The organism is Thermosporothrix hazakensis (assembly GCF_003253565.1).
Lineage (GTDB): Bacteria > Chloroflexota > Ktedonobacteria > Ktedonobacterales > Ktedonobacteraceae > Thermosporothrix > Thermosporothrix hazakensis.
Genome location: NZ_QKUF01000001.1, coordinates 1163325 through 1177667 on the forward strand (window position 1 = coordinate 1163325; position 14343 = coordinate 1177667).

At 53.6% G+C, this 14343-nt stretch carries 10 protein-coding genes; 3 read left to right on the plus strand and 7 right to left on the minus strand.

Annotated elements, in window-relative coordinates; genetic code table 11:
- Window positions 1-39: 39 nt before the first annotated feature.
- Entirely contained in the window at window positions 40-609 is a 570-nt protein-coding gene (locus EI42_RS04965) for a hypothetical protein (protein ID WP_111319384.1), read from the minus strand.
- Between the two features lie 422 nt (window positions 610-1031).
- Between EI42_RS04965 and gyrA the strand changes: the two genes are divergently transcribed.
- On the plus strand, window positions 1032-3575 hold the full coding sequence (gene gyrA / locus EI42_RS04970; RefSeq protein WP_111319386.1) for a DNA gyrase subunit A: 2544 nt from the start codon (window positions 1032-1034) through the stop codon (window positions 3573-3575).
- Window positions 3576-3635: 60 nt separating this feature from the next.
- Here gyrA and EI42_RS04975 read toward each other — a convergent pair whose 3' ends face one another.
- Both EI42_RS04975 and EI42_RS04980 read right to left on the minus strand, forming a co-directional pair.
- Window positions 3636-4019, minus strand: a complete 384-nt coding sequence (locus tag EI42_RS04975) for a hypothetical protein (protein ID WP_111319388.1) — start codon at window positions 4017-4019, stop codon at window positions 3636-3638.
- A gap of 90 nt (window positions 4020-4109) precedes the next feature.
- Window positions 4110-5723 carry a glycosyltransferase family 39 protein gene (locus EI42_RS04980; protein ID WP_211326017.1) on the minus strand — a complete coding sequence of 538 codons (1614 nt, stop codon included), beginning with the start codon at window positions 5721-5723 and terminating at the stop codon, window positions 4110-4112.
- Window positions 5724-6224: 501 nt separating this feature from the next.
- On the opposite strand from EI42_RS04980, the gene EI42_RS04985 reads away from it, so the two are divergent.
- A complete protein-coding gene (locus EI42_RS04985) occupies window positions 6225-7481 on the plus strand; it encodes a mannosyltransferase family protein (RefSeq protein ID WP_111319392.1) in 1257 nt (418 codons plus the stop codon).
- Here the strand turns inward: EI42_RS04985 and EI42_RS04990 are convergent.
- Entirely contained in the window at window positions 7478-8848 is a 1371-nt protein-coding gene (locus EI42_RS04990) for an acetyl-CoA hydrolase/transferase family protein (RefSeq protein ID WP_111319394.1), read from the minus strand. The genes EI42_RS04985 and EI42_RS04990 overlap by 4 nt on opposite strands.
- Before the next feature lie 208 nt (window positions 8849-9056).
- On the opposite strand from EI42_RS04990, the gene hisS reads away from it, so the two are divergent.
- Window positions 9057-10370, plus strand: a complete 1314-nt coding sequence (gene hisS / locus EI42_RS04995; protein WP_111319396.1) for a histidine--tRNA ligase — start codon at window positions 9057-9059, stop codon at window positions 10368-10370.
- A gap of 43 nt (window positions 10371-10413) precedes the next feature.
- Here the strand turns inward: hisS and EI42_RS05000 are convergent, their stop codons facing one another.
- From EI42_RS05000 to EI42_RS05010, 3 genes are all read right to left on the minus strand, one after another.
- The gene (locus tag EI42_RS05000) at window positions 10414-11838 is read right to left on the minus strand and encodes a WD40 repeat domain-containing protein (protein WP_111319398.1); all 1425 of its coding nucleotides are present in this window, start codon (window positions 11836-11838) and stop codon (window positions 10414-10416) included.
- Complete coding sequence (locus tag EI42_RS05005) at window positions 11835-12377, minus strand: RNA polymerase sigma factor (protein WP_111319400.1); 543 nt, start codon at window positions 12375-12377, stop codon at window positions 11835-11837. The genes EI42_RS05000 and EI42_RS05005 overlap by 4 nt, the downstream gene beginning before the upstream one ends.
- Window positions 12378-12543: 166 nt before the next feature.
- Window positions 12544-14154, minus strand: a complete 1611-nt coding sequence (locus EI42_RS05010) for a DnaJ-like cysteine-rich domain-containing protein (RefSeq protein WP_111319402.1) — start codon at window positions 14152-14154, stop codon at window positions 12544-12546.
- Window positions 14155-14343: the final 189 nt, after the last annotated feature.

Below are 14343 nucleotides of genomic sequence, written 5' to 3' on the forward strand. Positions count from 1 at the left end.
ACACGGTCATTGAGATTCTACAAAGAATGGAGAATGGTTCTACTTTTTGGCCTGCTTTGCACGTGCGGCAACTAACGCAATGATTACAGCGACAATCGCAATCAAGAAAAGGACAGGAATATAATTTGCTGGATCAGGAGCCTGCACTGCAACGGAAAGAAGAGATTGCCCGCTCGGCGATTTTGGGATCATGCTGCTCAGGTACGCCATCACAAAGGCCCCGGAAATAATCCCGGGAATCACACCGAGAAAGCGCTCCTGAGGGACACCCGGCTTGGGGAAAGCCTTATTCCCGAGGAAATAGCCGAGCAAAACAATCGCCATGAACAGCACAATCGACCCCCACGGGCCGCCAAGAAAGTTGCTTGTTGATGCGTCCGGCTGGGGCGCATTCGCCTGTGAGCCGGTGATAAGAAACGAAAAGATCTGAGGTAAGCGGCTGATAAATTGACTGAAGCCTCTTCCGCTATCCGGCCGAATGAGAAAAACTGCCAGCAGCACGGCAACCAGGGATATCAGTTCACGCTTCCACCCCCTTATAAAGCCTATCACTATAAATGCCAGAATGGCTACAAAAAAACACTGTTGATCCGTAAAAGGCAAAACCATAACGCTCGTCACTCCCTTAGGGCTACAGTATCACGGCCATACTACGCGCCTGTCTGTGTGACAACAAGATGATACTACTCTCCCGCAAATCCCGCTCTTGCATTAAATCATACCACAGGTTATCTTGAAAACATAGGGCAGAACAGGGTGAATTTTGTATCAACTTGTCATGCAGCATTTTAATCCCTAAACATACCATTACCAGAGGGTAAAAACTCGCTTCAATGACCCAAATGTGCTATACTATAGATGTATGCTGGATTCAATATTGATGCTTGTTCAGAGGTGCGATGCATGCGCCCTCTAACTGCAAAAATACAGTATCTTCTTTGTCCCCTCCAGGCCTTCATAAAGCGAAAGAGCACTACAATCCGACGTCGCCGGTGGGCTATGTCTGATTTTTTTTGTGAGGATGTTTTTCAATGGAACTAGGTAACATAAAAACGGTCAATATTGTTGAGCAAATGACGGGTGCCTATCTCGATTACTCGATGAGCGTCATCGTCAGCCGGGCGCTCCCCGACATTCGAGACGGGCTCAAGCCTGTACACCGTCGTATTCTCTACGCAATGGAACAAATGGGCCTGCAATCCACGCGCCAATTTCGTAAATGTGCAGGTACTGTTGGAGAGGTTCTGAAAAGTTACCATCCCCACGGCGACGCGCCCGTGTACGAAGCGCTGGTCCGTATGGCACAGCCCTGGTCTATGCGCTATCCCCTGGTCCTCGGACAGGGAAACTTCGGCTCGCAAGATGATGATCCCCCGGCAGCCATGCGCTACACTGAGGCCAAAATGGCGGCAATTGCCGACGAACTGTTGCGCGATATCGAGAAAGATACCGTCGATTTTCGCGCAAACTACGATAACACAGGGAAAGAACCGACCGTTCTTCCGGCTCGTCTGCCCAATCTGCTCTTGAACGGCTCTACCGGCATTGCTGTCGGTATGGCAACGAATATTCCCCCCCATAACCTGAACGAGGTCTGCGATGGCATCGCTTACCTGATTGATCATCCCGATGCCACCACCGAAGATCTCTCTCGCATTATTCGCGGGCCAGATTTCCCGACCGGCGGCATCATCCAGGGCCGTGAGGGTATCCGCAATATGTACGCAAATGGACGGGGGCGAGTTGTAATTCGCGCCCGTACGCAGATTGAGGAATCTGAACGCGGCCGCATCAGCATTATTGTGACCGAGCTTCCCTATCAGGTCAACAAGGCTGAGCTGGTCAAGAAAATTGCTGAGCTCACACGTGACAAGAAGATCGACGGCATCTCCGAGATTCGCGATGAGTCCGACCGCCGGGGCATGCGTGTGGTCATCGAACTCAAACGTGATGCCAATCCTCACAGCGTCCTGAACTCGCTCTTCAAGTACACCGCAATGCAGAGCTCGTTCCACGCCAATATGCTGGCACTGGTCGATCAGCAGCCACAGACGCTGACGCTCAAGAAGTTCTTGCAGCACTACATCTCGCATCGCGAGTCAGTCATCACACGCCGAACCCAATTCGACCTGAAAAAGGCCGAGGCACGCCGCCACATCCTCGAAGGGCTCAAACTCGCTCTCGACCACCTGGATGCGGTTATCAACACGATTCGCAATTCCAGGCGCGATACCGCAGGTCTGGCCGAAGAACTACAGACAACCTTTGGCTTCTCGAACGAGCAGGCAAGGGCGGTCCTGGATATGCGCCTCTCCAGCCTGGCCGCACTGCAACGGCAGAAAATCGAAGACGAGTTGCAGGAAGTTCAGCGCCATATCCACTACTATCAGATGGTGTTGAGCGATATCAATGAAGTTCGCAAGATCATCAAGCAGGACCTTGAGGATCTGAAAGAGAAGTATGGCGACCCACGGCGCACCGAGATTCAGGAAGCTGAAGTCACCGAGTTCAAGGATGAGGACCTCATTCCGAACGAGGAAGCAGTTGTCACGCTTACTGAGAAGGGCTATATCAAGCGCCTGCCATCCAACACCTATCGCGCACAGCGCCGGGGTGGACGCGGCGTTACAGGTATGGTTACACGCGAGGATGATGCCGTCCGTCACCTGCTTGTCACCCATGCGCATGACAGCCTGCTCTTCTTTACCGATCGTGGGCGCGTCTTCCAGCTTCGCACCTTTGAGCTACCCGATGTCAGCCGCACCGCACGCGGTGAGCATCTCATCAATCTGATCTCGATTGAGCAGCGCGAACGCGTCACAGCGATTGTCTCTGTCCCGAAAGACGTAAGCCGTGACTATATGATTCTGGCAACCCGCAAGGGCGAGGTCAAGAAAACGGCTATGTCCGAATTTGAGGTCGTACGCCGTGCCGGCCTGATCGCAATGAATCTTGAAGATGATGATGAGCTGATCGGCGCCAAGCTTGCTCGCGAAGATGATGACGTGCTACTTGTCACCGCTCATGGCCATGCCACCCGCTTTGCCGTCAACCAGCTTCGGCGGGCTTCCCGCACCAGCGGCGGTGTCCGTGGTATCCGGCTTGAGGATGGCGATCGCGTGGTATCGCTCAACGTGGCCCGGAAAGATAGCGAGGACAGCGAGGTGCTTGCCGTTACTGAGAAAGGCTATGGAAAGCGCACCTCTCTGAGCGAGTACCCGCTGCGTGGACGTGGTGGCACCGGTGTGATCACCTTCCGCATCACCAATAAAACGGGCCCTCTGGCGGCGGCACGTATCATTACTGAGAAGGATAACGATCTGATGATTGTGTCCGCAAACGGAGTGGTAATCCGTACAGATGTTAATCTGGTGAAGCAGTCCAGCCGCATTACGCAGGGCGTGATCCTGATGAATGTTGCCGATGGGGATGCGGTCGTTTCAATCGCGACGACAAATGGCAAACGTCCTCAGGACACCACTGAGGAGTTCGACGAGAACACCGTTTCCGAACAGGAAGCAACAGAACCCGTTACGACAGACTCAACAACAGAAACCGTTGAGGAGCAGGAATAAACTGCCTGCTTTCTCGAAAGAAGCAAAGAAGCCCTGGTCTCTTGTCAGGGCTTCTTTGCTTTAGTTCAACTGAATCGAAATGGCTCTTGTTTCGCGACGCAGGCGTTTGCCTGAACGCACCTGTCTGGCCGCGGTACGATCTTTTTGCGCCTCAACCTTAATCATCGGGAATGGACGATGAAATTCTTCGGCCATTGCCTCGGCCTTTTGCTCCGACAATAGCGCCCGCTGCTCATAGGCACGGGCCAGAATATCCCGCTTTACCTCGTCTGCAACCTCTGTAAGCAGCAGGTAAGCCAGCGTGAATTCTGGTTTTCCCTGCTCAGCATAGGTATCGGCACAGGTCAGGCCGTCAGCTCCTTGCTCAAGCTGCTCATTCGCCAGTCGTAGAAACACATCCTTTAGCGTGTCCCGATAGAGTTCGTTAAATGACCCGTCTGCCATGCCAAAAATACTCCTGTTCTCCTCTTGTCGAATCCTTGTCTATATTAGCTCTCGTCTCAATACTACCACAAATTGCATGCTCTATGCCCCTCACGGCGTTGTCTCATAGAGATAGATCGAGACAGTCCGCGAGGTATACTGCGCGTTCTTGTGGAAATGTTGATCCATCCAGCTCAGCGCCTGCTCCAGACGAGCCGAAGCCGCGTCATCACGCACACGTCCGACAATGAAGAAGATGCGCGCGTGTTTCTGGCCGTATCGCTGTAGTGCCGCCGGATCAACGGCCTCATCCGGTCCAGCGGAACGCAGAGGACCAAACATCTGCCAGGAGAAGGCCCCGGGGCTCTCAGGCTCGAAATGAGCGGGACCAGGATACGCGTGCAGATAGTATTCAACCGCGATCTGACATCCCTGCTGCACTGTATTGTCATAGCATACCAGGCCGTCCTCTGTCCGGGCGCGCTCCTGCATCCAATGCGTGGCCGCATTCCAGTCTTCCACCTGCGCGCTGCGATAATAGTAGCTCGTTCCTGTCAGAGCCAACGCCAGCAACACCAGCAGACAGATCCCCCTGAGCCACACCTGACGCAGTGCCGCGATCCCCACTCCCGCCAGCAACAGGAAGGGAGGCACAACCGTTACCAGATAACGTGCAGAAAAGAGCCGCCAGGGACTCAACGACACCACATAAGCGATCACAATGGGCAGCAGGAACCAGCACAACAGTGCCCAGACGATCGGCACCACCGATCCAGGCACTCCGTATAGCTTGTTGATACGTCCCTTGAACGAGACAAAACGTAGCAACGCCACACTGATGCCAACAAGCGCGATCAGAGCCAGCACCACCAGAAAATACTTTTGATAGCCGCCAATGGTATAGAGCAGGTTTACAATCTCAGCCAGGTGCGGCGCTGGTAGCCAGCCCGTCTTAGCCCCACGCGGAATGAGCAGCGCCAGCGGAATACTCAGTACACCTACGGTCAGCACGCTGATACCAAGCGGCACTTTCTGAGCCATGATGCGCTCTCGCCATTCCTGACTGAGCAAGGCCATGACGAGCAGCCCGACCAGTTGCCCGCATAGAATCAACCAGCTGAACATATGAGCATAGATCGCGCCGATCAGGGCCAGCACATGGCAGATCCACCAGCGTTTCTTCTGTTGGGTCAATCCCTCAAAGAGGGCAGACCAGGCCAGGCAGAGGAGCAAGACTTGCAAGGCATATGCACGCGTTTGCTGTGCATAGGTGAGCTGTAAAAAGTTGCATGCATAGAGGAGAACACCAACCGTCGCGGCCAGCAGGCCGAGATAACGCGAGGCCCAGAAATAAAGGATCAGTCCGCTACAAGCCATGAAGAGAGCAGAAGGAAGCCGAACCACAGCCTCTGTTGGCAAGATCCCGAACCATCCCATGATTTGAAGCCATCCATGCAGCAAGAGATGATACAGGCTCATGTTCGGTTCCGCGTCAGTCACCAGATGCCAGACCTGAGAGAACGGAAGACGCGCAAGTTCAACCGAAAAGGCTTCATCAAACCAGATACTTGGTTGTCCCAGGCGGAAGAGATCCAGCACCAGCATGCCCCCAAAGAGGACCAGACCGATCAGCAGCCGCCAGGAGAGACGGGCACTCACCCCGGAATGCGCTTTCCTGTCCAGTTTATCACTCAATGAGCCTACCGTTCCGCTGCCTGCCACCATATCCCCGCTGTTTTTCTTCTGTATTCTGTGAGAATCCATACTCACCCTTTACTTCTTTGTGATACAGTTTCTTTATGTCACCCGGTCCTCTCCTTCCTCCGAAACCATTTTCCACCTACCGGCTCAACTTCAGCTTACTATACCACCTGGATGCTTTCTTTCTATACTTTGTAGCACAAGGGGCCCATTTTGAGAAAGACAGCGAAGGACGACCCACCAAACTTCATAGCATCTGCACAATGCTCCTCTTCATATTACTCCATCTCTACCATTTAAAAATTGAAAAGCATGATACTATCTTCCATAATTTCTCTTATCCTCCAGAGATAGTGTTACTCGCCTCTTCTTTTTCCGTTTGAATCAACAAGCACAACCATAAGAAAGGAAGAACAGGCAAGGATGCACCATCCAGAAGCATACTTTGTGCCTGCCAGAAACACATATGGGTGCTCCTGAAAGGGGACGCACCTGTTATCGGCAGCTAGTCAGGATAAAGGTTACATGGATCTATCGAACGACGCACACACCCAGAATATTCCTCTGGAGCCAATATTTCCGGCACCACTTCCCATCACCGAATTTCAGCAACAGCTTGCGCCCACCCGCCCGGCTCAGGTCTTTCGCCCCTGGCAAAAAGCGGCTCTGGCTGTCCTTCCACTCTATACTGCAACACATATTGCCTATTTTCTACTCACCTATTTGAGTAGTCTTTTTCATCTGGAAAATTTTACGCAGAAATCCCTGGCATTACCCATGCTCCTCTCATGGTGGGGACGCTGGGACACTGACCATTTTGTATTTATTGCCAGTAAGGGCTATGACGAGGCCTGGCGGACCGCATTTTTTCCGCTCTATCCCCTATTTGAATCTGGCCTGGCCCTCCTCACCCGAAACGCGCTGGTGGCTGGGCTGCTGCTTTCTAACCTGGCCCTCTTCGGTGTCTTTGTCATATTGTATCGTCTGGTTGAGCGTGATTTTGGCACCATCCTGGCCGCCCGAACAACGCTCTATCTGGCACTCTTTCCGACGGCCTTCTTTCTCTCAGCAGCCTACAACGAATCGCTCTTCCTGTTCTTTACCCTGCTCTGCTTTTACCAGATTCGCAAAGGGCGCTGGTGGCTGGCGGGTCTGGTAGGCTTCCTTGCCTGCCTGACGCGCTCCGCTGGAATCCTGCTCTGTCTGCCCTTCTGCTATGACTATCTGCGTCAGCATGGGTGGAACTGGCGGGCGCTGCGGCTGGATGGCCTGAGCGTACTGCTATTACCCACCGGTTTGGGGCTCTTCGCGCTCTATTGCTGGTATCGCTTCGGCGATCCGCTGGCCTTTTCCCATGCACAGGCGGGCTGGAATCGCGTTCTGAGTCTGCCCGGCTATGGTTTCCTGAAGGCGTTCGGCGTGATTCGTCAACAGCCGCTTCTGGGCTTTGCCTCAATCCATAACGTCATTGATCTCAGCACCGGGCTTATCTTGCTTGCGCTCACAGCCCTGACGTTTGTTGGCCCCTGGAAGTTCAGCGCCCGCGAGCGGGTCTACGCGCTCTATGGGCTTGTCGCTTATCTCTTTCTGATCCTCTTTCCCTCATACGATGGCTTTCCGCTCCAATCGCTCTCACGGTTAGTGCTGGAGCTCTTTCCAGCCTTTATCGTCCTGGCAAAGCTTGGGATGCAGAAACAGGTTCACCTGCACTATCTGGTACTGGCAAGCTCCTTGCAAGCCTTTTTTCTACTACAATTTCTGGTTGGCTTCTGGACTGTTTAGTAGAAACGAGCGGGTAGAAGGTGCAATGCATAGGCTGCCCGCTCTAACCCTTCACGGAACTGAGGAGCGGCCACCTCTATCAAGGCGCGTACCCGTTCCGCCAGATTACGCCCATGCAGCTCCGCGATGCCATATTCGGTTACAACGTAATGCACGTGCGCTCGTGATGTCGTAACCGCTGCACCCGGCGTCAAAATGGGAACAATCCGCGAGATATGTCCCTCAACCGGGTCCAGGCGCAGCGCTCCCAGATCCAGATGGGCCAGCGCCTCGGTACGATAGCTCGTTCGTGGCTCTCGGGCAGTAGCAGGAAGCGCGATAATCGGACGACCCCGCGGTGAGAGCGCCGCCCCACGCAGAAAGTCCATCTGCCCGCCCACACCGCTATAGGTATATGGTCCGATTGACTCTGCACAGACCTGACCTGTAAGATCAACCTGCAAGGCGCTATTGACCGCCACCATATGCTCGAATTGGCGAATAATCGCGGTATTATTGGTGTAGGTTGTGGGATGAAGTTCAACGGCAGGATTGTTGTCAATAAAATCAAGGACTCGTTGTGAGCCGAGCACAAAGCTTGAGACAATCTTTCCCTGATCCCGCTTCTTCCGGGCGCCGGTAATCACGCCTTTCTCGACCAGATCCAGCACACCATCAGAAAACATCTCGGTATGCACACCCAGATCTTTGCGGTTATCCAGGGCTCGCAACACCGCATCGGGTATCGCGCCGATCCCAAGCTGAAGCGTCGCACCATCATCAATCAGCCGTGCTACATGCTGACCGATGCTCAGTTGTACCTCATCAGGCGTCTGACGGGCCACCACATACAATGGGGCCTCCCAGTGCACTGCGAAATGCACCCGCGAGAAGGGCAAAAAGCTTTCCCCATGCGTACGCGGTACATTGGGATTCACCAGCGCCACAACGGTACGCGCATGCTGGACCGCCGCCAGCGTCACATCAACCGAGGGACCAAGCGAACAGTAGCCATGCCGATCGGGCGGCGATACCTGAATAAAGGCAACATCAATCGGGAGCTCCCCGCCCGGCTCAAACAACAACGGGATATCTGAGAGAAAGACAGGAGTATAGCTTGCTCTGCCACTATTGGCCGCTTCGCGCACATTTTCGGCCACAAAAAACGAGCGCAAAAAGAAATGGCCTTCCCAACGCTCCTCGGTATAGGGAGTGGGACCATGCGTATGCATATGCACAATCTCGACATTATGCAGCTCTTCGCCCCGTCTGACAAGCGCCTCTGTCAGCGCGGTCGGGGTCGCGGCGGCCCCCTGTACAAACACTCTATCACCAGACTGCACGACACTGACCGCAGTCTCGATATCGCACCAAATCGTTCTTGACACTTTTAGACTCTCCTTCTTCCATCATGTGGGGAGAGATCGCCCCACTTCTATTTAGCACACATTCAGGTCTCACGTTTCAGCATTTTTCAACGTGTTGTACTGGATTGTAAGAAAGTTGTGATATTCTTGTCTGCGATGTCTCTACAGTCATGTAAGAATCTGCTATAATAGCTCTATTCGCAAAGTGCTTGGAGGAGATAAGATCGTTATGCCAGAACAATTTCGAGCATTACAGGGTTTTCGCGATATTCTGCCGGATGAGCAGCCCTACTGGCGCTACTTCGAGCAGGTAGCGACCGAGGTTGCCACGCTTTTTGGATATCGCCGCATTGATACGCCTCTGCTTGAAGAGACAGCCGTCTTTCGCCGCACATCCGGCGAATCGTCCGACATCGTGACGAAAGAGATGTATACCTTTGACGATCGCCCCGACAAAGAGGGACGCCGCCAGAGCATCACACTACGCCCGGAGGCAACGGCCAGCGTGATGCGTGCCTATATTGAGCATGGCATGTTCAAGCTCCCTCAGCCAGTCAAGCTGTTCTATCTTGATATGGCGATGTTCCGTCGTGAACGTCCTCAGGCCGGGCGCTATCGGCAGCACCATCAGTTCGGATGTGAGGCCATCGGAGAAGAAGATCCAGCGCTTGACGCCGAGATCATCGGTCTGCTTCATGAACTCTTTACCCGCCTGGGATTGAAACACATCCGTGCCTCTATCAACAGCATTGGCGATCAGAACTGCCGCCCGCAGTATGTTGAGCTGCTGAAGGAATACTATCGCCCGCTACTGGACGATTGCTGTGATGATTGTAAAGTGCGCTATACCAAGAACCCATTGCGCATGCTTGACTGTAAAGATCCCAGGGACCAGGCGAAAATTGCCGCGGCACCCAAAATCTCCGAGCATCTTTGCGAAGCCTGTCAGGCCCATTTCGACGCCGTGAAACAGTATCTCACCGCCTATGGTGTGCCCTATGTCCACGATCCATTGATCGTCCGTGGTCTGGATTACTATACCCGTACCGTGTTCGAGTTCACCAACGAAAAGGATAAGCTGGCGATCAATGGCGGTGGCCGCTATGATGGCCTTGCCGAACTCCTGGGTGGCCCACATACACCCGGGATTGGCTTTGGGCTTGGGATTGAGCGTATCATCAATGAGATGAAGCGTCAGGGGATTGAGCCGCCCCCAGAGCGCTCTACTGAGGTCTTTGTGGTCTACTTTGACCGCAAGCCAGAACTCAAACAGGCCGCGGTTGAGATCACGGCCCAGTTGCGCCATGCCGGTCTTAAAACCGAGATGAGCTATGGAGACCGCAGCCGGAAAGCGCAGCTCAAGCAGGCCAATAATTCACATGCGTCCTATGCAGTCCTGATCATGGAGGATGAGCTGACGCGCAACGCCGTCATTTTGAAGAACATGCAAGCAGAAGAGTCCGACCTTGAGAGCAAGCAGGTTGAGGTTGATCGCTCTCAATTGGTCGACCATCTCACTCAGACCCTGAATCAGGGACAGTAGTACAGCGTGAGCCGGGGGGGCTTCCTCCCGGCTCCTTTTGCTTTCAGGATACCTTCCAGATCCGAATAGCCAGCGGTTCCTTACTCTTTCCACCTCCCCAGAAGCTTTCACCGACCGCAAAGAAGGAACCATCAGGCGACCAGGCCAGCGCCCCTAAAAACTGGTTCTGTTCCGCCGAGGTATACAACGTTGTCCCATCAACCACATTCCAGATACAAAACTCGCTGCGCAGCCCGGTCGACCTTGTGTTCTGTCCATCCGGCGTTGTGATATACAGGCTCAACCAGGCAGAGGAGAGAAGCCGCGAGCCATCAGGCGACCAGGCAAGGTCCGCAATATCATTCACGTTGCCGTATCCGCTATAGACCAGTTTCTGAGCCCCGGTTTGAGCGTCATAGATAATCACCTGACGATGCTGGTCCCGACCAGGGACCACCAGCGCCAGGGAACGATTATCCGGAGACCAGGCAAACAGCGAAGCCACCGCATCATAAGACGCAACTTTCTCAAGCGTGCTGGCATTCCAGATCATCATCTTGCCGTTCTGCTCGGTTGCTATCCGACTTCTATCAGGAGACCACGCGACGGAGGTCGCAAATCCATTGAGTGACACTACACGCTGTTGCGCACCATCGTCTACATGCCAGATCACAAACATCTGGGTCAACATCTGGCCCTCGACAGATACCAGCGCCTCTATCGACTTTCCATCCGGCAGCCAGCTCAGGTTGAGAATCGAGCCAATCAGCTGATCTGAGCCTGGTAGCTGAGCGCCGAGGACTCTGACGACCTGTCTATTCTCGGCATTCCAGATGACCAATTGACTTCCAGTGCCAGCCGCGATCAAGCGTCCATCTGGCGACCATCTGACATCCGTAATCGCTCCTTGCAGTCTCGGAAGCGGGTATACCTTCTCATCGGACCCGGTCAGCGCGTTCCAGCTTTTGACGGTATCACCAATCACGGCGACAATGTGCTTCCCATCTGGTGACCACTCAAGCGAGTACACCGGTGCCTCCGAAGTCGCATAGGTCTGAACCAGCGTGGGTGTAGCACCTTTTTGAGAGGGCGGTATCTCCGCTGTCCGGGACAGGTGCTGATTCTGCTTCGCCTGATAGAGAGCAAACGCGACACTGCTCACCAGCAGGAGAAGCAAACAGGCGGCCACCAGGATTCCGAACCGCAGGACAGGCACTTTTCTGAGATCTGCAAGCCAGCTTCGGCGCATGCGTTTTGTTCTCTGTATGCGTGATTGTGATACAGGCTGCGCCATTCGGCTCGCGATACGAGACCAGGCCCAATCGACCGAACGCTGATCCTCATCATACGAGGCGAGAATATCCCGGAGATCATACACAAAGCGCTGGTCGACGTCCTCTGACGTTGTTGGTTCTGATGCGGCCCGAAGCAGCTCTTCCACCTGCTCATCTATGTGCTCGGCATCAAATTCTCTGTGTCGTTCTGTCATTGTCCGTTCTCCCTTCTGGCCTCTTGATATAAAGCCCGTAAGAGATTCAGCGCTCGCGAAATCAACATACGCACATTTCCTTCTCTTTTTCCTACAAGCTCAGCGATTTCCCGACAACGCATCCCCTGGACAAAGCGCAATTCAAGCACACGGCGTTGAATGTCAGGCAACTGTCTTATGAGAGCATAGAGCCGTGCATAGTCCTCCCCACGCTCGGCCAGCCGCTCGGGAGCCAGCTCTTCATCTTCATACATCGAGTCAGTGACCGTTTCCAGGGCAACCGCCTGACGTTTCTCTCTCGACCGATAGTAATCGGCCACTTTATTATGAGCGACCCGCCAGAGCCAACGCCGCTGATAGTCTTCACCTAGATCTTTCAATTTTTCATTTTCGAGCGCTGCTAGAAAAATCTCTACCAGCATGTCTTCTGCATCCTCACGTGAGGCAAGATGCAGCCGTAAATATGCAAATAAGTTAACAGAATATTTTTGATAGAGATCAGCGGCTTTCATATCATGAACAGATAACGATTGTTGCATAAAAAAGAGGTTTCCTTACCTTCTCAGGCTTCGCATGCGATAATTCGTTAATAACTATCGTCTTTACAGGCAAAGCGTCACGCGTCCCCCCAAAAATAAGGAGCGGACGCCCATCTCTGGGTATCCGCTCTTCTCGCTGGAAGGTGCAAAACGGTTCGTTTCGCGCCTACTTATAGCGATAAGGATTCTTGCCGCCATGCTCGTCAAAGGTATCCGGGTTGTTGGGATCCTCGGGCGGAACCTCTACCGGAACACGATAGCCGCCGGTCGGGCGATTGCTATCATCAGGATTTGGGACAGTCACCGGGGTTGTCAGATCAGCCGTGATTGCCTTGAAGAGACGTCCGATATTATCCCATCGTGCCGGGAATTGCTCAGCATAGAATTTCTCACTGCCCTCGCTGTCATAGATATACACAACGTAATCATGATCGCCGAAGCGATAAAAGACCCGCGTGTATGGGATACGCGCCAGCTCAATCACCTGAAGCGTGGGGCGAGCCTGTAACTGTGGCTCCGTTCCAGAGCGCTCCCGTCCCTGGCGAGTTTCGGAATCGACCATATTGACGACCGTGCTCCATACCTCAGCAGGGACACCATCTGGCGGAGCAGCGGCATAGAGAGGCTCATTGACCTCGGTATTGAAGACAATATCACCGCCAGCCTTCAGCAACTGCTGTGCGGGTATATCGGTCTGACCGATGATCTCGGTACGGGTGCGCAGGTCAAAACGCCGGGCGATCTCGCGATGTCGCACCAGCTTGCTTGTCCCATTGCAGTTCTTACATAGCATCATCCGTGAGCCTTCGCAGGTCTCACAGACACGCTTGCCATTGCCGCAGGTGCAGGGCATCTCGCCTTTCACACAGTCGGGACAGGGAATCGTCGGTCCCTTCTCCGCGGGATCAGAATCTATCGGATTTGGAATCGGCACACCTTTCTGTCGAATGCCCTCGAAGAGATCGGAGAACTTCCCGGAGATCGATCGAGACACACCTTCAGCCTGCCGCTTGAAGAACGGCTTCTTTGTGCCACCGGGCTCGGTATCAGCAATATAGCCACGACCCCGACAGGTAGTACAGCGCTTTTTCGTTCGTCCTTTACAATCGGGACAGACCACCCACCCGCGCCCGGTGCAATTGGCACAGAGCACATGCCCTGTTCCATTGCAGTTCGTACACGAGACAATCTCATCCATGTTCTCCAGACGAGTGCGTGTCTGAGGCGGCTTCAGCCCCACAACCTGTGGAAGCTCATAATCCCAGACAGGGAGCAACGGCTTTGGGGCACCAACAGTCTGCCCGGTGTAGGGCTCGCTGACAATCTCCATCTGCCGCGATTCCCAGCGCGTCTGTAATGTCGCCTCCCAGACCTCGCCACTATCCCAGGTATGCAACTCCGCATAGGAACCGAGGTCTTTAGCAATACGCCAGTTTTCGTTACTCCACATATTGAGCAGTTGACGCAGGCGCTGCTCTTCTACGGTGTTCGCTTGCCGGGGAGTGGGTTGCTCCTGAATCTTTTGCCAGTAATCGCCAGCTTTATCGACCACCCGCCTGATGCGTTGTTGAGCCTCACTTGCTCCCTGAACAACCATACGTTTAATATCATCTATCGTCTTTTCAATTTCATCTTGCTGCGCTTTATCATCTGGCCAGGAATAGCCTCGATTCTCTGAATTTGAAGCTGAGCCCGCATATGTCTTATCCGCGTTTTTATCATCCGAAGGTGTATGGCCTGAGTTATGCAGATAGGGATCGGTGTTGCGCTCGCTCATAGTCTGGTGCCTCCATCCTGTGGCTTCAACAAAGCCAAACGGTGAACTCTCGATTGATTATATCAACTCACGCTATTATGATGCAGTGTTTATCAATCCTGACTGCTGCTACCTTATATACGCCATACCCAGACGTTGGTTGTATTTTCAGAATGATCGGCATGTCTCCCCATCCAAAACAAAAGAGAC